The following is an 18,404-nucleotide window of genomic DNA, read 5'->3' on the forward strand; positions in this document are numbered from 1 at the left end:
CTCAGGGCATGACCAGCTTGGTCACGGCGGTGAGCATCTGGGCCGGCTGGAAGGGCTTCACCACCCAGGCCTTGGCGCCCGCCGCCTGGCCCCGCTGCTTCATGCTGTCGCCGGCTTCGGTGGTGAGCATGATGACCGGGGTGAAGCGGTGCTCCGGCAGCTTCTTCACCTCGGTGACGAAGGTGATGCCGTCCATCACCGGCATGTTCACGTCGCTGATGATGAGGTGCACCTTCTGGCCCTTGAGCTTGTTCAGGCCGTCCTGGCCGTCGCAGGCTTCCAGGGTTTCGTAGCCGGCGCCCTTGAGGGCAATGCTGACGACCTGGCGCAGGGAGGCGGAGTCGTCGACGATGAGAATTGTCTTTGCCATGGGGGCGGTCCTAAAAGAAGGTGATGTCGGAGTCGGCCGGTGCCTGACTGCTCTTGCCGCCATGCACGGCGTGCTGCTCGGCCGTGGTGTAGGTGCTGGCCAGGTTGTCCAGCCAATCCTGGGCGTCCAGGTGTTCCGGCCCGGTGGTCAGGTGCCGCTCCAGCCTTTCCATGTCCTGGCGGACGTGGCCCAGCATCTGGCCGATGCGGTCCTGGAACTGGAGGGAGACCAGGGATTCGGCCACTTCCTGCTGGATGCCCTGGTGCTGCCGGCGCAGGGTGTTGGCGGTGTCCGCCAGGTCGCCGGTGACGCGCTTGAAGCCTTCGAGGATTCCCGCCACCGAGTGCTGGGCCTGGCCCAGGGCCTGCTCGTCGGCCAGGGCGCCCTGGTCCGCCGCCTGCAGGGCACCGTGGATGGCCTCATTGACCAGCTGCACCTTGTCGGCGATGCGCCGGCCGGTGCCGGCCGATTCGTTGGAAAGCTCCCGCACCGCGTCGGCGACCACGGCGAAGCCGCGCCCCGCATCGCCGGCCCGGGCCGCCTCGATGGCGGCGTTGAGGGCCAGCAGGTTGGTCTGGCCGGCGATGCGGCCGACCCCCTGGGCCATGGCATCCAGTTCGTCGGTGAAGGCGGCGAGGCGGCCGATCTCTTCCAGCATGCGGCGCTTGTTGGCCAGCAGCCCGGCCAGGGTGGCGAGCAGGGCGTCCAGTTCCCGGCGGCTGTGCTCCAGGGTCTGCAGCAGGTTGCCGCCCACCGATGCGTCGGAGGCCCGGGCGCTGGCCTCCAGGCCGTCCACGATGCCGGCGAAGCGGGAGGAGAGGGCGGCGATGGCCGTTTCCGTCTGCTCGCCGACCAGGGTCAGCTGCTTGCGCCAGATGGGCAGGATGTGGCCTTCGATGCTGTGCACCTGGGCGGTCAGTCCCGCCTGGCGCTGGCGCTCCTCCGCCTCGCCCCGGGCACCGGCCGCCAGGGCTGCGGCCAGCCGTTCCTGCAGCAGGCGGCTGTGCTGCCGGCCGTACCAGGCGCCGGCTGCCCCGGCGAGCGCCAGCAGCAGGGCGCCGCCGATGCCGCCGGCCGTGCTGCCGCCCTGGCCCAGGGACCAGGCGGCGCCGGCCAGTCCCAGGCCGAGCGGGGTCCAGGTGGTGGGGGCGCTCATTGCCGGGCCTCCGCCAGGTGGCGCACCGTACTGGCCAGGGGTTCGAAGTCGGAGGACTTGTCGAAAAAGAAATCGGCGCCGGCCGCGGCGCAGCGGCGGCGGAAGCCGGGGTGGTTGGTGAAGATGGCGACGATGGTGGCCGGCGCTTCCAGCTTCACCTTGCCCAGCAGGGACATGCCGCTGCCGTCGGCCACCTCGATGTCCAGGATCAGCAGTTCGGGGCGGAACAGGCGGAAATGGCGCAGGCCGATGTCGATGCGATCGGTGACCACCGTTTCCACCCGAGGCAGGTCGGCGAATGCCAGGCGCAGCCGTTCGCTGACCAGCTTCGAGTCTTCGACGATGAGGATTTTCATGGCGCTTGTCCGTGGCGTGCTGCGATGGGTGTATTTCACGCCAGACGCCAAAGCGCCGCCGTCGGCAACGGCGGAATGTGACTTAGGGCAAGCCTGATTCGGGGGTCAGGTAAACCCTACAAGGGGGAGTGCCCGCCGCTGCATGTCGGGGCGGCAGCGGGCCGGCCATGCCGGGGATGGGAGGGGGAAGCGGGGAGGAAGGCTTGAAACGGGCAGCGCAACGACAGGGCGGAGGCGGGGCCTAGGGCCGGCCCAGGCCGTGGCGCAGGGCGTAGCGCACCAGTTCGGCATTGTTGTCGATGCCGAGTTTCTGCATGAGCCGGGTCTTGTGGGTGCTGACGGTCTTGGCGCTGACGTGCAGCCGTTCGCCCACGGCGGCCAGGGCCAGGCCCTGGCTGAGCAGTTGCAGCACTTCGAATTCCCGGTCGGAGAGGGCCTCGTGGGGCGGCGCCTCTTCCGGGGCGCCGAAGACCATGGCGTCCACCAGGGCCGGGTCGATGAAGCGGCCGCCCCTGGCCACCTTGCGGATGGCCGCTAGGAGAATGGCCGGGTCGCTGTCCTTGGTCACGTAGCCGCTGGCGCCGGCGCGCAGGGCTCGGGATACCAGCTGGCTCTCGTTGTGCATGCTGAGGACGACGACGGGGACCTCCGGCGCTTCCGTATGGGCGCGGCGGATCAGGTCCAGGCCGCTGATGCCGGGCATGGACATGTCCATCAGCAGCAGGTCGATGCCGCCCTGGCGCAGCCGGGTCAGGACCTCGCTGCCCTGGCTGGCCTCGCCGGCCACGGTGAGGTCGGCTTCCGTGGCCAGGAGCTGCTTGAGGCCGCTGCGTACGATGCTGTGGTCGTCGGCCAGCAGGATGCGGATCATGGCAGCTCCTCCGCCAGGGGAATGGTGATGTGCAGGCGGGTGCCCCGGCCCGGGGCGCTGTCGATGCGCAGCTTGCCGCCCAGGGCCTCCAGGCGCTCGCCCATGCCCAGCAGGCCGAAGGAGTTGCCGCCCACTTGGCTGGGGTCGAAGCCCTTGCCGTTGTCGGCGATCTCCAGGCGGATGTGCTCCACCTCCAGGCTCAGGCCGATGTCCACCTGGCTGGCCTCGGCATGGCGGGTGACGTTGGTGAGGGATTCCTGGACGATGCGGAAGAGGGTGGTGGCCCGGCTGTCGTCCAGGGGAATGTCGTCCCCGGCCAGCAGGTGGCAGGCGATGCCGGTGCGCTGGCGGAATTCCTCGGTGAGCCATTCCAGGGCCGGCAGGATGCCCAGGTTGAGCACCGCCGGACGCAGCTGGGAGGCCACCTGGCGCATCACCCGCACCGCCTCCTCCACCAGGTGCTGCATGGTGTCCAGGCGCTGGCCGATGGCCGGCGGGACGTCGCCCAGCTCCCGTCGCAGCAGGGTCAGGTCCATTTTCAGGGCCGTCAGCAGGGAGCCCTGCTCGTCGTGGATCTCCCGGGCGATGCGCTTGCGCTCCTGCTCCATGGCGGCTTCGCCGTGGGCGGCCAGGTCCCGCAGCTGCTGCCGGGATTCGAGCAGTTCCTGGGCCATGCGGCGGCGTTCGGTGATCTCCTCGCTGAGGTGCCGGTTGGCCACTTCCAGTTCCGCCGTGCGCTCCTGCACCCGCAGTTCCAGGGTGCGGCGCAGGGCCCGCAGGGTCAGGTGGGTGGTGACCCGGGCCTGCACTTCCTCGCTCTTGATGGGTTTGCCGATGTAGTCCACGCCGCCGCTGGAAAAGCCCTGGATGCGGTCCTCCACGGCGCTGGCGGCACTGATGAAAATCACCGGGATGTCCCGGGTGGCCGGATCGGCCTTGAGCTTGGCGCACAGCTCCAGCCCGCTCATGTCGGGCATGCAGATGTCCAGCAGCACCAGGTCCGGCTGCAGGCTGTCGAGGGCGGCCAGGGCCTGGGCCCCGTCGGCCACGGCGTGCACCGTGTGGCCGTAGCGCTGCAGCAGCTGGGTGAACAGATGGCGGTCCAGGGCGGAATCGTCCGCCAGCAGGATGGTGCCGGTGATGCCGTTGTCGAATCGCGCAGGCATGGGAGCCTCCCGGTTTGCGGCCCTGGGGGGCCGCTTCTTGTGCCGCCCATTTTGACGGCATCGGACCGGGCCCGGCAAGGGGCTCGACGGCGGCTTCAGCGGCGGAAGGTGTCGGCGGCGATCTGCAGGCGGGCCAGCTTGTCGTAGAGGGTCTTCTTCGGCAGCTGCAGGCGCTCGGCCGCCAGGGCCACATTGCCGTGGCAGGCCGCCAGGGCGGCCTCGATGAAGCCCTGTTCCGCCAGCTCCAGGCGCCGGGCCAGGGGCAGCTCGGCCCCCGGGGCGCTGCCCGCCGGGGATGCCGCCTGGGGCTGGTCCAGGCCCAGGCAGAAGCGCTCCGCCGCGTTCTTCAGCTCCCGCACGTTGCCCGGCCAAGGCTGGGCCTGCCAGCGGGCCAGTTCGGCCGGGCCCCAGGCCGGCATTTCCCGGCCGAAGCGCTTGGCCGCCTGCTGCAGGAAGTGGCCCATGAGCAGGGGAATGTCTTCCTGGCGCCGGCGCAGGGGCGGCAGGTCGATGCTGACCACGTTGAGCCGGTAGTAGAGGTCGGCGCGGAACTGGCCGGCCTCGGAGAGGGCCTTGAGGTCGGCCTTGGAGGCGGCCACCACCCGGCAATCCACCGCCACCGGGGCGTTGCCGCCGAGGCGCTCGATGCTGCGCTCCTGCAGGGCCCGCAGCAGCTTGACCTGGAGATTGAGGGGCATGGACTCGATTTCGTCGAGGAACAGGGTGCCGCCGTGGGCGTATTCGATCTTGCCGATGCGCCGCTTGCCGGCGCCGGTGAAGGCTCCCGCCTCGTGGCCGAACATCTCGCTCTCGAAGACGCTCTCGGGCAGGGCGGCGCAGTTGATGGCGACGAAGGGGCCGCGCCGGCCGGAGGCGCTGTGGATGGCCCGGGCCACCACTTCCTTGCCGCTGCCGGTCTCGCCGTTGATGAGGATGTCCACGTCGGTGGGGGCCAGGGCCGCCACCAGGCGGCGCACCTCCTGCATGGCCGGGGTCTGGCCGATCACCGGCAGGCCGTCCTGGGTCGGCAGGGCTTCCTTGAGGCGCCGGTTTTCCAGCAGCAGGGCCCGCTTCTCCAGGGCCTGGCGGGTGACCCGCACCAGATGTTCGGAAGTAAAGGGCTTTTCGATGAAGTCGTGGGCGCCGTCGCGCATGGCCTGCACCGCCATGGCCACGTCGCCGTGGCCGGTGACCAGGATCACCGGCAGCTCCCGGTCCAGCTGGCGCAGCTCCCCCAGCAGGGCGATGCCGTCCCTGCCCGGCAGGCGCACGTCGCTGACCACGGCTCCGGGCAGTTCGGCGGCCAGGGCCGCCAGGGCTCCTTCGGCGTCGGCGAAGCTGCGCACCTCCAGGCCGGCCAGGGTCAGGGCCTGGGCGCTGCCCATGCGCACCGCCGGATCGTCCTCGACGAGAAAGACCGGCAGGGCGGCGGCCTCAGACACGGCGGCTCTCCTTGGCATAGCTGGCCCGGTCGATCTCGAACAGCTCCACGCACAGCTGCAGTTCGGTGCCCGGCGCCGCCTGCACCAGGGGCGAGAGGGCGGCCAGCAGGCTGTCCGCCAGCTGCTTCCTGGTGTCGATGCTGCGCCCCGGCATGAGGCTCAGCTTGGCATGGGCGAAGGCCCGGGGCGTGGCGGCGGTGCCGACGCAGAATACCTCCAGGGCCAGGGCCCGGCTCTTGATGTCCGCTTCCTCGAAGAGGCCGGAGTCGGCCAGGCAGCGGTTGAGGGCGGCGAGGCTGGCGGCCGGGTCCAGGGAGAGGTTGCTGCTGTATTCCAGGGTCAGGTGGGGCATGGCGTGGTTCCGGGGCGGGTCAGGCGGGGGTGGGTTTTGACTGGGTGCCGCTGGCGGCTTCCAGGATGATAGCGAATTCGGCGCCGCCTTCCGGCCGGTTGCTGCCCTCCAGGCGGCCGCCGAAGCCTTCGACGATGGCCAGGGAAATGGCCAGGCCCAGGCCCAGGCCTTCGCCCACGGGCTTGGTGGTGTAGAAGGGTTCGAACAGGTGGGCCAGGACCTCCGGCGGCAGCCCCGGGCCCTCGTCGCGGATGGCGATGCGCACCTGGGAGTCCCGCCGTTCGGCCTGCAGGTGCAGGCGCGGCGCCGGCCGCTCCTGCATGGCGTCGAGGCCGTTGCGCAGCAGGTTTACCAGCACCTGCTCCAGGCGGGTGGTGTCGGCCAGCACCGCCAGTTCTGGGGCGATGGGATCCACCTGGATTGCGGCCTGCAGCTCCCGCCGCCGCGGTTCCAGGATCAGCAGGGCGTTGTCCACGGCCCGGGCCACGGGGACCGGGCTCTTTTCCGCCGGGCCCTTGCGCGAGAAGGATTTGAGCTGGGTGACGATGCGTCCCAGGCGGGCGGTGAGCTGGCGGATCATGGCCAGGTTCTCCCGCACTTCCTCCAGGCGGCCCAGGTCCATGAGGGCCACGGCGTTGTCGGAGAAGGTCTGCAGGGCGGCCAGGGGCTGGTTCAGTTCGTGGCTCATGCCGGCGGACATCTGGCCCAGCACCGCCAGCTTGCCGGCCTGCACCGCCGTGTCCCGGGTCTGGTGCAGGATCGCCTCGGCCTGCTTGAGGGCTTCCACCTTGCGGGTCAGGTCGGCGGTGCGTTCGGCGATGGCCGCCTCCAGGGCGGCATGGGCCTGGTGCAGTTCGGCCCGGCGCTTGCGGCGCAGGTTCTGGTGGGCCGCCAGGGCCAGCACGAAGGCCAGGGCGAAGGCGGCGGTGAAGCCGGCGCCGAGGGCGCTACGGCGGGCTTCCGCCGGGTCGGTGAGGAGCACCACGCGCCAGCCCTGGTGGCCCACCGCCTGGCTTTCCATGAGCAGGTCCCGGGGGCGCCGGTCGGTCACCGCCAGGCGCACGCTGCCGTCTTCCAGGGCCCGGTCGCTGATGAGGGGTTCCAGGGGGCTGTCGCCGTACTTGCGGCTGGCCGCCAGCCGTTCCCGGGCCAGGGGGGAGAGGGGGGCCAGGGTGCGGTAGCGCCACTCGGCCTTGGGGGCGAGGAAAATGACGCCCTCGTCGTCGGCCAGCAGCACGGTGTCGCCGCTCCTGGCCAGGGCGGATTCGAAGGGGGCCAGGTTCACCTTGATGGTGACCACGCCCTCGATGGGGCCGTGGCTGCCGTCCCGTACCGGGGCGGCGAGGAAGTAGCCCGGCTCGCCGGTGGTGGCGCCGACGCCGTAGAAACGGCCCAGGCTGCCCTTGATGGCTTCCCGGAAATAGGGACGGAAGGCGTAGTTGTGGCCGACGAAGCTGCCCGCCTTGTCCCAGTTGCTGGCGGCCAGGGTGTGGCCGCGGCGGTCGATGAGGTAGGCGGCGCTGATCTCGGCGCCGCTCTGGGCGGTCTTCAGATAGGCGTTGGCGGCCTTGGCCTGGGCGCTGCCGGCGGGCTGGGCCAGCAGTTCGTGCAGCTTGTGCTCCAGGGCTAGCAGGCCGGGCAGGGCCTCGTAGCGGGCCAGGGTGGCTTCCAGGGAAAGGGCGTAGAACTCCAGACGGCGGGCGGCGTTCTGCCGTTCGCCATCGAGGAAGATGGTCAGGGCCACCCGGTAGGCGAGCCAGCCGAAGACCAGGCAGGCGGCGAGCAGGGCGGTGCCCAGCAGCAGCCGGCGGCGGCTGGAGGTGGCGGGGGCGGGCAGGGGCGGCAGGGACACGGTGGGAGGGGGCGCGGTCAGGGTTGGGAGACAGCCGCCTATGCTAATGCCCGGACCCGGCGGCGGCCAGACGCAAAGGAAGGGAGACGGGAAAAGCGGGAAAAAAAGCGGGGGACGGCAGCCGCCGCCCCCGCGGCGGTGCCTAGTCCACCGCCGCCAGCTTCAGCTCGTCGGCAGCGTGGCGCTGCTGCTCCTCCATCACCAGGCGGCCCAGCTCCCGCTTCAGCTCGTTGAACTCGTGGCTGGAGGGGTCCCGGGGCCGGGGCATGGTGACGTACTGGTCCCGCTTGATGGTGCCGGGGCGGTAGGTCATGACCACGATGCGGTCCGCCAGGTAGATGGACTCCTCGATGGAGTGGGTGACGAAGAGGATGGTCTTGTTCAGCTTCTCCCAGATGCGCAGCAGCTCGTCCTGCAGGTTGCGCCGGGTGAGGGCGTCGAGGGCGCCGAAGGGCTCGTCCATGAGCATGATGGGCGAATCCAGGGCCAGCACCCGGGCGATGGCCACCCGCTGGCGCATGCCGCCGGAGAGGTCCTTGGGGAAGCGGTCGCGGAAGTCCTTCAGGTGCAGCAGGTCCAACAGCTGGTTCACCGTCAGGTCGATCTCGGCCTTCTCCTTCTTCTGGATCTGCAGGCCGAAGGCGATGTTCTGGGCCACGGTCATCCAGGGGAAGAGGGCGTATTCCTGGAACACCATGCCCCGGTCCGGGCCCGGGGTGAGGATCTTCTTGCCCTCGATGACGATCTCGCCGGCCGAGGGCGGCTGGAAGCCGGCCACGGCGTTGAGCAGGGTGGATTTGCCGCAGCCGGAGGGGCCCAGCAGACAGACGAATTCGCCCTGCTTGACGGTGAGGTTGATGTCCTTGAGGGCGGTGACGTCGCCGCCGGGGGTCTTGAAGACCTTCTGCACGTTGTTGATGAGGATGTCGCTCATGCTGCCTCCGCAGGGCCGCCCCAAGGAGGCAGCCGTCGTTGATCTGGATGTCCGGCGCCCGGGCGGGCGGCGGGCTGAACTGCTGTCACCCCCTGCCGTGGGCAGGGGGGCGGGGGGATGGTCCTGGCCAACTTAGTGCTCCAGGCCGCGGTGCCAGCGCAGCAGGTGGTTGTTGAGGCGGCTGACGGCGGTGTCGATGGCCAGGCCCAGCAGGCCGATGGTGATCATGCCGGCGATGATCTTGTCCGACCACATGAACTCCCGGGCTTCCAGGATGCGGAAGCCGAGGCCGTCGTTCACCGCGATCATCTCGGAGACGATCACCACGATGAAGGCGGTGCCGATGCCGATGCGCACCCCGGCCAGGATGTAGGGGGTGGAGGCGGGCAGGATCACCCGGGTGAACATGGTCCAGTAATTGACCCCCAGGTTGCGGGCGGCCCGCAGGTAGATGCCGTCCACGTGGCGCACCCCGGCGATGGTGTTCATCAGCACCGGGAAGAAGGCGCCGATGGCGATGAGGAAGAAGGACGGCGGGTTGCCCAGGCCGAACCACAGGATCGCCAGCGGGATGTAGGCGATGGGGGGGATCGGCCGCAGGATCTGCACCAGGGGGTTGAACAGGTCGTAGATGCGGTGGTTGGCGCCCATCACCAGGCCCAGGGGCAGGGCCAGGCCGGCGCCGATGATGAAGCCGACGATGACCCGGTAGAGGCTGGAATAGGCGTCGTGCAGCAGCTCGCCGGAAATGAGCCAGGTGAAGTAGCTGCCGCTGCCCGGGACGTAGTCCTGGGTCGGCAGCAGGTAGGCCCACCATTTCACCGCCACGGCGCTGGGGGAGGGCAGCAGCACCTCGGAGAAGAGACCGGCCCGGGAGCCGGCCTCCCACAGGATCAGCACCAGCACCGGCACCAGGGCGCCGTGGGCGAAGGCTTGCAGTTTCTTCAGCATGGCCTTACTTCACCTTCAGTTCGGTCTTGGCCTTCTGCAGCAGGTCCAGCTTGACCCACTCGGCGGCCTTGGGCGGCTTGGCCATGCGGCCGACGCCGTACTTCTGCATGAAGGAGGTGGTGATGTCGATGTGCTCGGGGGAAACGTCGTAGGTGTAGTCAGCGTTGTCCATGGCGTCCTTGAAGTCCTGGGAACTGATCTGGCCCTTGAACATCTGTTCGCGCACGTACTTCTCCGCCAGGGCCATGTCCTTGTTGAACAGGGCGGTGGCTTCGACGAAGCACTTCATGACCCGCTGGGCCACGTCCTTCTTCTCGTTGTAGAGCTTCTCGGTCATCACCAGGAGGCGCACCGGCTCGCCCATGGCGGTGTTGTAGGGCTTCATGATCTCCACCCCGAACTTCTTGTTGAGGGCCTGGGAGGACTGGGGCTCGGACTGGCACATGGCGTCGATCTGCTTGGCGGCCAGGGCCTGGTTGAGGTCGGCGAAGGCGAGGAAGACGATCTGCACGTCCTTGCCCGGCTTGTCGGACCAGGTCAGGCCGGCCTTTTCCAGCTCGGCGTAGAGCAGCAGCTCGTGGGCGCCGCCCCGGGTGACGCCCACTTTTTTGCCCTTGAGGCCCTGGATATCCTTGATGCCGGTGTCGGCGCCGGCCACCAGGCGGGCGCCGCCCTTGGCGAAGCCGGCCACGGTATAGATGGGCACTCCGTTGGCGCGGCCGGAGATGGCGCCGTCGGAGGCCAGGGCGGCGATGTCCACCTCACCGGCGACGATGGCCGGCATGATGTCCGGGCCCTTGGGGAACATGCGTTCCTCCACCTTCAGGTCGTACTTGGCGCACAGCTCCTTCATGTAGGACACGGCGCCGTAGTGGGCGAACTTCAGGTTGCCCAGGCGCACCACGTCCTCGGCCCGGGCCGGCGCGGCGGCCAGCAGGGCGGAAGCACAGAGGGCGGTGACGGCCGCAGCCAGAACTTTGCGTTGTTGCATGGAAGTCTCCTCACAGGGTGGATGTCCCCGGCGGCAGTGCCGGGTTGTGAGGTTCCTGTTTGCAGGGACCGTGCCATCCGCCGGAAAGGTTTGCAGGCGATTGTTTTTTCAGGGATTTGGCTCGGCGTCGGGGTGCCGCGCCTCCCCGGGCTTTCCGGAAAACCGCACGCCCGGGAGGCGGTCGTTCCGGGATTCCGCACAGGGCAGACCGTCGTCTTAACCCGGATTTACCCGGGGCTTAACCCGTATTTACATCCCCCGGGCCAAGAATGCCCCGGTGGCGTCCCGGCGCAGCCGGCGGCGCCGGTCATGGCAAGTACGGGGAGCCGGCAACGCATGTCGCACATCGACGGACTGGAACAGATCATCGCCCTGGTGGGGCGCAGCGCCAGCCTGCGCCAGGAAGGCCGTACCGAGGCCGCCCTGGGCTGCCTGCAGCAGGCCCTGGCGGTTAATCCCCGGCTCTATCCCCTGCACCTCAACTGCGCCCGCCTGATGGCCGAACTGGGCTGTTACGAGGAAGCCATCGCCGCCTACGGCCGCTACCTGCGCGATGCCCCGGACGACGGCGAGGCGGCGGCCCAGTGCCGCCAGCTGCAACTGGAGGCGGAGGAGCACTACGGCACCCTGCTGGAGATCGACCGGGACAATGTGGATTTCCATGTGCTGCGGGGCAACATCCGCCTCGGCGCCGGCCGGGCGGCAGCCGCCCTGGCCGACTTCGACCAGGCCCGCCGGCTCGATCCCCGCTGCTGGGGTCTGGAGGCCCGCCGGGGTGCGGCCCTGGCCGCCCTGTACCGCCACGAGGAGGCCCTGGCGGCCCTGGACCGGGCCCTGGAGCGGGAACCGGGCAATCTCCAGGTGCGCCTGCAGCGGGGCCGGGTGCTGCAGGCCCTGGGCCGCTGGGAGGCCGCCTTCGCCAGCTACGAGCAGTTACTGTGCTTCCATCTCGACCACCCGGAAGCCCTGGTGGAGCAGGCCCACTGCTGCTTCGCCCTGGGGCGCTGGCGCGCAGGCTGGCAGCGCTACGAATGGCGCTGGGAAACCCGGCAGATGGCCGACGCCTGGCTGCCCAGCAATGCTCCCCTGTGGCTGGGCCGCCATTCCCCCGAGGGGCGGACCGTGCTGCTGTGGGCCGAGCAGGGCCTGGGCGACACCCTCCAGTTCCTGCGCTACGTGCCCCGGGTGGCGGCCCTCGGCGCCCGGGTGCTGTTGCTGCTGCCGCCGTCCCTGACCGCCCTGGCCGCCAGCCTGGGGCCGGGAATCGAGGTGCTGCCGGCGCCGGCCGAGCTGCCGCCCCACGACCTGCACTGTCCCCTGCTCAGCCTGCCCCTGGCCCTGGGCCTGTGCCGTCCCGAAGAAGGGCCTGGGACGCCCTATCTACGGGCATCCCCGGAGCGTGCCGCCAGGATGCCCGTCCTGCCTGCCTTCCAGGGCAGGCGCATCGGCCTGGTCTGGTCGGCCAAGGCCGACGGCGATGCCGGCCGCAACCTTGCCCTGACGCAGCTGCAGCCCCTGCTGGGGCCGGGGCGCCGCTTCTATTGCCTGCAGCAGATGATCCCGGCCGCCGACCAGGAAACCCTGGCCGGCCTGCCCCAGCTGCAGCGGGTGGATGAATGGCTGGAGGACTGGGCCGACACCGCCGCCCTGGTGCAGCAGCTGGACCTGGTCATCAGCGTGGACACGGCGGTGGCCCACCTGGCCGGCGCCCTCGGTCGCCCCTGCTGGCTGCTGCTGCAGCATGGCGGCGAATGGCACTGGGGCCGGCAGGGGGCGGCGACCCCCTGGTACGCCAGCCTGCGCCTCTTCCGCCAGCCGGCCTGGGGCGACTGGGACGGCGCCGTGGCCCAAGCGGCGGCCGCCCTGGCGGACTGGCGCGGGGGCTGAGCGCGGCTGCCGGCTTCGGGCCAGGCCTGCCCTGGGGAAGGCCCTAGCTTGCCTATCCGGGGGCCTTTCGCCACACTTGCGCGCCATGCGCAAACTCACCCACCTCGCCCTGCTGCTGCCCAGCGCCGCCGCCTGGGCCATCGACCTCCAGCCGGGGGACCTGCAGGTGCCGCCCTCCGGCACCAGGATGATCCAGCTGGCCTACCAGGACAGTGACCGGGGCGACATGTACGTCCGCGGCCGCAAGATGCCCGGCGAGCCCAAGGTGACCCTGTCCCAGACCCAGCTGCGCCTGGGCGCCACCTTCGACCTGGGCGGCATGCCCGCCTTCTCCTATCTGCAGCAGCCCGTCGGCAGCCTGCATCCGGGCGGCACCCTGTCCAGCCTGCCGGGGGCTTCGGGCTTCGGCGACACCACCATGCTGTTGGCCGTGTGGCCCTACGCCAACCATGCCGGCCAGACCTATTTCGCCGTGGGCGGCTACCTGACCCTGCCCACCGGGGATTACCAGGCGGGGCGCGTCCTCAACATGGGCAGCAACCGGGTCAGCACGGCCCTGCAGGTCGGTCTGCAGACCGCCGTACTGCGCAATCTGCACTGGATGGGCGCGGTGGACGGCATGCGCTCCGGCACCAACAAGGAATTCGGCCCTCTGCGCCGGGAGCAGGACCAGGAGGTGCTGTACACCGCCCAGACCGGCCTGCGCTACGACATCAATGCCACCTTTGCCCTGGCCGCCACCTATTTCTACACCTGGGGCGGCGAGACCCGGGTGGCGGGCGTGGCCCAGAACGACCGCACCCAGCTGGAGCGTTACCAGCTCACGGCCACCGCCAACTCGCCCGTCGGCAAGCTGTCCCTGCAATACGGCGGGGATTTCCGCACGGAAAACGGCCTCCTGGAAGACCGGCGCTGGGTGGTCCGCCTGACCCGCTTCTTCTGAGGCGGGGCCGCCCCTGCCGCCAGGGGCGGGGCCAAACGCAGGACAAAGAAAAAGCCGGGGCATGCCCCGGCTTTCTGCTTGGCGGCGGACCGGCTCAGCGGGCCTGGCCCACTTCCGGCAGGACGATGTTCACTTCCAGCACTTCGAAGTTGTTCTTCTTCTCCAGGGAGACCTTGATGTCGTCCTGGTTCACCTTGACGTACTTGGAGATGACGGCGATCAGCTCCTGCTGCAGTTGAGGCAGGAAATCCGGCGAGCTCTGCTCGCCGCTGCGTTCCCGGGCGATGATGAGCTGCAGGCGCTCCTTGGCGACCGAAGCGGTCTTTTGTTTCTGGCCAAAAAGAAGGTCGAGCAGGGACATGTCACTTGCCTCCGAACAGGCGCTTCAGGATGCCCGGCTTTTCGTAGTCCACGAAGCGCAGGGGCACTTCCTCGCCGAGGAAACGGGCCACCATGTCCTGGTAGGCGTCGGCCACGTCGCTGCCGTTCATGTGGATGGCGGGCGTGCCCTGGTTGGAGGCCTGCAGCACAACTTCGGATTCGGGAATGACGCCGAGCAGGGGAATGCGCAGCAGTTCGTGCACGTCCTTGTAGGAGAGCATCTCGCCGTCCTCCACGCGCTTGGGCGAATAGCGGGTCACCAGCAGGTGTTCCTTGACCGCCTCGTTGCCTTCCTTGGCGCGGCGGGACTTGGACTGGACGATGCCCAGGATGCGGTCCGAGTCGCGCACGGAGGAGACTTCCGGATTGGAGACGACGATGGCCTCGTCGGCGAAGGTGAGGGCCATGACGGCGCCCCGCTCGATGCCGGCGGGGGAGTCGCAGACCACGTAGTCGAAGCCCATGTGCTCCAGTTCCTTGAGCACCTTCTCCACGCCTTCTTCGGTCAGGGCGTCCTTGTCCCGGGTCTGGGAGGCGGGCAGCACGAAGAGGTTCTCGGCGTGCTTGTCCTTGATCAGGGCCTGGGTCAGGTTGGCTTCGCCGTTGATGACGTTCACCAGGTCGTAGACCACCCGGCGTTCGCAGCCCATGATCAGGTCCAGGTTGCGCAGGCCGACGTCGAAGTCGATGACCGCGGTCTTGAAGCCGCGCAGGGCCAGGCCGGAGGCGAAGGCTGCGCTGGTGGTGGTCTTGCCCACACCACCCTTGCCGGAAGTGACGACGATGATTCTCATGGGACCTCTGGATTGGTAAGAGTAAGAGTTGTCGGAAATTTTGGGTTCAGCTGGTCTTGAGGGCTTCGAGCACGAGCTTTTCGCCTTCCAGACGGATTTGTACGGGCTTGCCGGTGAGGCTCTTCTCCGAACCCGGTTCGAAGGTGCGGTACACCCCGGCGACGGAGGTCAGCTCGGCTTCGAAACAGGTGGTGAAGATGCGGGCATTGGCGTCGCCCCGGGCGCCGGCCAGGGCGCGGCCGCGCAGGGGGGCATAGATGTGGATGTTGCCGTCGGCGATGACCTCGGCACCCGGGCTGACCATGGCCAGCACCACCAGGTCGCCGCCTCGGGCATAGACCTGCTGGCCGCTGCGCAGGGGCTTGTCCAGCACCAGGGTGCCTCTGGGGGCCGCTTCTGCTGCCGGGGCGGGGGCCGGGGCGGCAGCGGGCGCTTCATTGGCCGGGGCGTTGGCGGGGGCGATGTCCAGCTCGGCCTGGGCCGGCGCGGCGGCGGCTGCCGTCGGGGCTGCGGGGGCGGCCGGAGTCTCGGCTTCGGCCCGGCGCGGGCTGTGGCGCACCTGGGTTTCCGCCTCTTCGACCACGATCAGGCCGACGTTGCGGGCCGCTTCGGCCTGGGCCGGGGAGGCGTTGCGCACGCCGATGGGGGCCACCTGGTAGCGGCGCAGCAGGGGCAGCAGGCCGGCCCAGTCCAGCTCGATGTCGGCGGGCAGTTCGCCCAGGTCGATGACGGTGGGCTCGAAACTGAAGAAATCCGAACTGGGGCCATACTGGTCGGTCAGGCTGTCGGCCAGGGAGGGCAGGTCCGCCGAACGGAGGGCGGCCTGCAGCACCGTCATGGCCAGGGTGGTGCCTTTGATTTCGAGCAGGGGGACGGACTTGGGGGCTGACTTCATGGGGGCCCGGGGGCATGGACGTGAGAAAACGCGAGTTTACCAGACAGTTGGGGCCTTTCCGCCACCATCGGCGGCAACATTCAGGACGCGGTCATTTGCCGCCCTGCCGGGGCCGTACGGAGGGGAATGTTGCGTCGCAATAAATGGGTGTAGACTGGCGCACCCCGGTTGCCTCCATGCTGTAGCGGAAGGTTGGCCGGATGTCGGTATGCCCCTGGGCAAGGGGCGCCGGCCCGTCTTCCAAACCGCGGCAAAAGCGGGGAAGACCCAGCGCTGTCATTACTTTCGACACCCCTGCGGGAGTTCGCATGCACGATTCCGTTCAGACCACCAAGGCGCGGCTGGCAGCTCTGGCCCTGGCCGCCCTCGGCGTGGTCTATGGCGACATCGGGACCAGTCCCCTGTACGCCATGAAAGAAGTTTTCGCCGGCAACCATCCTATCCCCCTGACCGAGACCAACGTCCTGGGCAGCCTGTCCCTGTTCTTCTGGGCGCTGATCATCGTCGTTTCCCTGAAGTACGTGGTCTTCATCATGCGGGCCGACAACCGGGGCGAAGGCGGCATCATGGCCCTCATCGCCCTGGCCCTGCACGAGGCCCAGGACCGCAAGCGGCGCCAGCAGATCATCATGATCATCGGCATCCTCGGTGCCGCCATGTTCTACGGTGACGGCATGGTGACCCCGGCCATTTCCGTGCTCTCCGCGGTGGAGGGCCTGGAGATCGTCACCCCGGCCTTCAAGCCCTTCGTCATCCCCATCACCCTGGTGGTGCTGTTCGGCCTCTTCTTCATCCAGCGCCGCGGCACCGCCACGGTGGGCGTCATGTTCGGGCCGGTGATGATGCTGTGGTTCTCCACCCTGGCCCTGCTGGGCCTGTGGAACATCATGGCCAACCCCCACGTGCTGCTGGCCGCCAACCCGGTCTACGGCTTCGAATTCCTCCTCGCCAACAAGGCCATGGCCCTGGTGGCCATGGGCAACGTGGTGCTGGCGGTGACCGGGGCCGAGGCCCTCTACGCCGACATGGGCCACTTCGGCCGCAAGCCGATCCAGCTGGCCTGGTTCAGCTTCGTGCTGCCGGCCCTGATGCTCAACTATTTCGGCCAGGGCGCCCTGATCCTGGCCGACCCCGCCGCCGCCACCAATCCCTTCTTCAACCTGGCTCCTGAATGGGCGGTCATGCCCCTGGTCTGCCTGGCCACCCTGGCCACGGTGATCGCCTGTCAGGCGGTCATTTCCGGCGCCTTCTCGGTGACCCGCCAGGCCATGCAGCTGGGCTTCGTGCCGCGCATGGAAGTGCAGCACACCTCGGAGAAGGAGCAGGGCCAGATCTACCTGCCGGGCGTGAACTGGGGCCTCTTCGGCGCCGTGGCGGTGCTGGTGCTGGGCTTCAAGTCCTCCAACAACCTGGCGGCGGCCTACGGCATCGCTGTCACCGGCGACATGGTCATCACCTCCCTGCTCGCCACCGTGGTGGCGGCCAAGGTCTGGCGCTGGGGCTGGAGCCGGGCGGTGCTGCTGTTCACCGGCTTCCTGGTGGTGGAACTGACCTTCCTCACCGCCAACATCCTGAAGATTCCCGACGGCGGCTGGTTCCCCCTGGTGGTCGGCGTCTTCGTCTTCGTCCTCATGACCACCTGGAAGCGGGGCCGCCAGCTCCTGGCCGACCGCCTCAAGGGCGAGGCCCTGCAGCTGCTGCCCTTCATCGACAGCATCGCCGTCTCGCCGCCGACCCGGGTGCCCGGCACCGCCGTCTTCCTCAATGCGGACCCCAACGGCGTGCCCCATTCCCTGCTGCACAACCTGATGCACAACAAGGTGCTGCACGAGCGGGTGATCATGGTCTCGGTGCAGATCTTCGACGTGCCCTACGTGCCGGAGATCGACCGGGTGGAGGTGCACAAGCTGAAGGAAAACTTCTTCCGCGTCATCGTCCAGTACGGCTTCAAGGACGATCCGGACATTCCCCAGGCCCTTTCCCTCTGCGCCGACTACGGCCTCTCCTTCGAGATGCTGGAGACCTCCTTCTTCCTCGGCCGGGAGACCCTGATCCCCCGCCTCGGCTCGGAAATGGCCTTCTGGCGCGAGAAGCTGTTCATCGCCCTGTTCCGCAACGCCGGCAGCGCCACCAGCTTCTTCAAGATTCCCTCCAACCGGGTGGTGGAGCTGGGCACCCAGGTGGTGCTGTAAGCCCTTTGCCCCGGCCTTCCGGCCAAAGAAAAAGCCGCCCGCGGGCGGCTTTTTTCATGGTCCGGGACCTGGCCTCAGACGTATTCCTGGTCGCCGTGCTTGCCGCTCACCAGCTTGCCGGCGGAGAGGGACATCATCAGCAGGGCGATGGACTCGTGCATGATCAGGGTGTGGGTGTTGCCGCTGTCCACCATGTGCTTGCGCAGGGCTTCGCGCACCTTGGGGGCGCCGGTGACGTCGATGATGATGTCGACTTCGTTGCCCAGGGCGGCCAGCTCCATGAAGTTGTTGGTGACCTTGACGCCGTGCTCCTTGGCCAGGGCGATGCCGGGCATGGACAGGTCCAGGTCGGCGACGCCGAGGACGGTGACGAAGGGGGCGGTCAGCAGCTGCTTGAGCAGGGGGGTGCCGGTTTCGCCGGCGCCGACGACGGCAATGCGGAATCCTTGCATGGTGGAAATACTCCGGGATCGGGAAAAGCGCCAGTCTGCCGCCAGAATCGATCGCCAGGCTTGACCTAAATCAACGCCGGCGCCCCCGTCCCCGGCCACTTCGTGACGGATGTGGCGTTTCCCCCCGGCGTCCCGGTGTTAGCCTGTGACCATGTCGCGGCCCCGACGGGCCTCAGCGGAGAATGGTCATGGCACTTCAGGCAGCAGTCTTTCCCAGGGGCCAGCGGGGCCGCCTCTATCCCCTGCACATCCACATCGCCTACCTGTTCACCCTGCTCATTTTCGTTGCCTGCTCGGTGATCGGCTGGTTCAATTTCCACCAGTCACGCCGCATCGTCCTGACCGCCGCCAGCGACGTCTTCGAGCGCACCGCCCGCCAAGACCGGGGATGACCTGCAGCGCCTCTACGGCCCCCTGGA

At 68.9% G+C, this 18,404-nt stretch carries 18 protein-coding genes and 1 pseudogene; 4 read left to right on the forward strand and 15 right to left on the reverse strand.

The genetic code is table 11. From position 1 onward, the window contains the following. Window position 1: 1 nt before the first annotated feature. The 11 genes and pseudogenes from ACLSSQ_RS04900 to ACLSSQ_RS04950 all read right to left on the reverse strand — a co-directional run bounded on the left by ACLSSQ_RS04900 (window position 2) and on the right by ACLSSQ_RS04950 (window position 10,441). On the reverse strand, window positions 2–370 hold the full coding sequence (locus ACLSSQ_RS04900) for a response regulator (protein ID WP_416243942.1): 369 nt from the start codon (window positions 368–370) through the stop codon (window positions 2–4). Between the two features lie 295 nt (window positions 371–665). Further along, a pseudogene (locus tag ACLSSQ_RS04905) lies at window positions 666–965 on the reverse strand (methyl-accepting chemotaxis protein); the annotation flags it as partial. A 557-nt stretch (window positions 966–1,522) separates the two neighbouring features. Beyond that, on the reverse strand, window positions 1,523–1,882 hold the full coding sequence (locus ACLSSQ_RS04910; RefSeq protein ID WP_130459035.1) for a response regulator: 360 nt from the start codon (window positions 1,880–1,882) through the stop codon (window positions 1,523–1,525). Between the two features lie 241 nt (window positions 1,883–2,123). Further along, window positions 2,124–2,753 carry a response regulator gene (locus ACLSSQ_RS04915; protein WP_416243943.1) on the reverse strand — a complete coding sequence of 210 codons (630 nt, stop codon included), beginning with the start codon at window positions 2,751–2,753 and terminating at the stop codon, window positions 2,124–2,126. Next, window positions 2,750–3,919 carry a response regulator gene (locus ACLSSQ_RS04920; RefSeq protein ID WP_416243944.1) on the reverse strand — a complete coding sequence of 390 codons (1,170 nt, stop codon included), beginning with the start codon at window positions 3,917–3,919 and terminating at the stop codon, window positions 2,750–2,752. Before ACLSSQ_RS04920 ends, ACLSSQ_RS04915 begins: the two co-directional genes overlap by 4 nt. A 95-nt stretch (window positions 3,920–4,014) precedes the next feature. Beyond that, window positions 4,015–5,361: a sigma-54-dependent transcriptional regulator gene (locus ACLSSQ_RS04925; protein WP_416243945.1), complete on the reverse strand. Its 1,347-nt coding sequence runs from the start codon at window positions 5,359–5,361 to the stop codon at window positions 4,015–4,017. Next, window positions 5,354–5,713 (reverse strand): 5-carboxymethyl-2-hydroxymuconate Delta-isomerase, encoded by a 360-nt coding sequence (locus ACLSSQ_RS04930; protein ID WP_416243946.1) that lies wholly within the window; start codon window positions 5,711–5,713, stop codon window positions 5,354–5,356. The genes ACLSSQ_RS04925 and ACLSSQ_RS04930 overlap by 8 nt, the downstream gene beginning before the upstream one ends. 19 nt (window positions 5,714–5,732) lie before the next feature. Beyond that, the gene (locus ACLSSQ_RS04935) at window positions 5,733–7,565 is read right to left on the reverse strand and encodes a sensor histidine kinase (protein ID WP_416243947.1); all 1,833 of its coding nucleotides are present in this window, start codon (window positions 7,563–7,565) and stop codon (window positions 5,733–5,735) included. Window positions 7,566–7,707: 142 nt separating this feature from the next. Next, entirely contained in the window at window positions 7,708–8,499 is a 792-nt protein-coding gene (locus ACLSSQ_RS04940) for an ABC transporter ATP-binding protein (protein WP_205231443.1), read from the reverse strand. A gap of 132 nt (window positions 8,500–8,631) precedes the next feature. Further along, window positions 8,632–9,450, reverse strand: coding sequence for an ABC transporter permease (locus ACLSSQ_RS04945; protein WP_416243948.1), 819 nt, complete (start codon window positions 9,448–9,450; stop codon window positions 8,632–8,634). A gap of 4 nt (window positions 9,451–9,454) precedes the next feature. After that, complete coding sequence (locus ACLSSQ_RS04950) at window positions 9,455–10,441, reverse strand: ABC transporter substrate-binding protein (RefSeq protein WP_014238470.1); 987 nt, start codon at window positions 10,439–10,441, stop codon at window positions 9,455–9,457. A 336-nt stretch (window positions 10,442–10,777) separates the two neighbouring features. On the opposite strand from ACLSSQ_RS04950, the gene ACLSSQ_RS04955 reads away from it, so the two are divergent. Together ACLSSQ_RS04955 and ACLSSQ_RS04960 are read left to right on the forward strand one after the other, a co-directional pair. Beyond that, the gene (locus tag ACLSSQ_RS04955) at window positions 10,778–12,328 is read left to right on the forward strand and encodes a tetratricopeptide repeat protein (protein ID WP_416243949.1); all 1,551 of its coding nucleotides are present in this window, start codon (window positions 10,778–10,780) and stop codon (window positions 12,326–12,328) included. A gap of 85 nt (window positions 12,329–12,413) precedes the next feature. Then, a complete protein-coding gene (locus tag ACLSSQ_RS04960) occupies window positions 12,414–13,271 on the forward strand; it encodes a transporter (protein ID WP_416243950.1) in 858 nt (285 codons plus the stop codon). Between the two features lie 94 nt (window positions 13,272–13,365). Here ACLSSQ_RS04960 and minE read toward each other — a convergent pair whose 3' ends face one another. The 3 genes from minE to minC are packed head-to-tail and all read right to left on the reverse strand — an operon-like array spanning window position 13,366 to window position 15,341. Then, the gene (gene minE, locus ACLSSQ_RS04965; RefSeq protein ID WP_014238468.1) at window positions 13,366–13,632 is read right to left on the reverse strand and encodes a cell division topological specificity factor MinE; all 267 of its coding nucleotides are present in this window, start codon (window positions 13,630–13,632) and stop codon (window positions 13,366–13,368) included. A 1-nt stretch (window position 13,633) separates the two neighbouring features. After that, the gene (minD, locus tag ACLSSQ_RS04970) at window positions 13,634–14,446 is read right to left on the reverse strand and encodes a septum site-determining protein MinD (RefSeq protein WP_014238467.1); all 813 of its coding nucleotides are present in this window, start codon (window positions 14,444–14,446) and stop codon (window positions 13,634–13,636) included. A 46-nt stretch (window positions 14,447–14,492) separates the two neighbouring features. Next, the gene (minC, locus tag ACLSSQ_RS04975) at window positions 14,493–15,341 is read right to left on the reverse strand and encodes a septum site-determining protein MinC (protein ID WP_287873909.1); all 849 of its coding nucleotides are present in this window, start codon (window positions 15,339–15,341) and stop codon (window positions 14,493–14,495) included. 308 nt (window positions 15,342–15,649) lie between these two features. On the opposite strand from minC, the gene ACLSSQ_RS04980 reads away from it, so the two are divergent. Next, window positions 15,650–17,533: a potassium transporter Kup gene (locus ACLSSQ_RS04980; protein WP_014238465.1), complete on the forward strand. Its 1,884-nt coding sequence runs from the start codon at window positions 15,650–15,652 to the stop codon at window positions 17,531–17,533. 74 nt (window positions 17,534–17,607) lie between these two features. Here the strand turns inward: ACLSSQ_RS04980 and ACLSSQ_RS04985 are convergent, their stop codons facing one another. Continuing rightward, window positions 17,608–17,985: an oxidoreductase gene (locus ACLSSQ_RS04985; protein WP_014238464.1), complete on the reverse strand. Its 378-nt coding sequence runs from the start codon at window positions 17,983–17,985 to the stop codon at window positions 17,608–17,610. 188 nt (window positions 17,986–18,173) lie between these two features. Between ACLSSQ_RS04985 and ACLSSQ_RS04990 the strand changes: the two genes are divergently transcribed. Then, window positions 18,174–18,377 carry a hypothetical protein gene (locus tag ACLSSQ_RS04990; protein ID WP_287873908.1) on the forward strand — a complete coding sequence of 68 codons (204 nt, stop codon included), beginning with the start codon at window positions 18,174–18,176 and terminating at the stop codon, window positions 18,375–18,377. Window positions 18,378–18,404: the final 27 nt, after the last annotated feature.

This window comes from Azospira sp. APE16, from assembly GCF_047901315.1.
GTDB lineage: Bacteria > Pseudomonadota > Gammaproteobacteria > Burkholderiales > Rhodocyclaceae > Azospira > Azospira oryzae.

Coding starts and splice junctions, on each gene's coding strand:
- minC (WP_287873909.1), bottom strand. CDS start 15,341: ATGAAGTCAGCCCCCAAGTCCGTCCCCCTGCTCGAAATCAAAGGCACC.
- ACLSSQ_RS04990 (WP_287873908.1), top strand. CDS start 18,174: ATGGCACTTCAGGCAGCAGTCTTTCCCAGGGGCCAGCGGGGCCGCCTC.
- ACLSSQ_RS04950 (WP_014238470.1), bottom strand. CDS start 10,441: ATGCAACAACGCAAAGTTCTGGCTGCGGCCGTCACCGCCCTCTGTGCT.
- ACLSSQ_RS04915 (WP_416243943.1), bottom strand. CDS start 2,753: ATGATCCGCATCCTGCTGGCCGACGACCACAGCATCGTACGCAGCGGC.
- ACLSSQ_RS04910 (WP_130459035.1), bottom strand. CDS start 1,882: ATGAAAATCCTCATCGTCGAAGACTCGAAGCTGGTCAGCGAACGGCTG.
- minE (WP_014238468.1), bottom strand. CDS start 13,632: ATGTCCCTGCTCGACCTTCTTTTTGGCCAGAAACAAAAGACCGCTTCG.
- ACLSSQ_RS04900 (WP_416243942.1), bottom strand. CDS start 370: ATGGCAAAGACAATTCTCATCGTCGACGACTCCGCCTCCCTGCGCCAG.
- ACLSSQ_RS04980 (WP_014238465.1), top strand. CDS start 15,650: ATGCACGATTCCGTTCAGACCACCAAGGCGCGGCTGGCAGCTCTGGCC.
- minD (WP_014238467.1), bottom strand. CDS start 14,446: ATGAGAATCATCGTCGTCACTTCCGGCAAGGGTGGTGTGGGCAAGACC.
- ACLSSQ_RS04955 (WP_416243949.1), top strand. CDS start 10,778: ATGTCGCACATCGACGGACTGGAACAGATCATCGCCCTGGTGGGGCGC.
- ACLSSQ_RS04920 (WP_416243944.1), bottom strand. CDS start 3,919: ATGCCTGCGCGATTCGACAACGGCATCACCGGCACCATCCTGCTGGCG.
- ACLSSQ_RS04930 (WP_416243946.1), bottom strand. CDS start 5,713: ATGCCCCACCTGACCCTGGAATACAGCAGCAACCTCTCCCTGGACCCG.
- ACLSSQ_RS04960 (WP_416243950.1), top strand. CDS start 12,414: ATGCGCAAACTCACCCACCTCGCCCTGCTGCTGCCCAGCGCCGCCGCC.
- ACLSSQ_RS04940 (WP_205231443.1), bottom strand. CDS start 8,499: ATGAGCGACATCCTCATCAACAACGTGCAGAAGGTCTTCAAGACCCCC.
- ACLSSQ_RS04985 (WP_014238464.1), bottom strand. CDS start 17,985: ATGCAAGGATTCCGCATTGCCGTCGTCGGCGCCGGCGAAACCGGCACC.
- ACLSSQ_RS04945 (WP_416243948.1), bottom strand. CDS start 9,450: ATGCTGAAGAAACTGCAAGCCTTCGCCCACGGCGCCCTGGTGCCGGTG.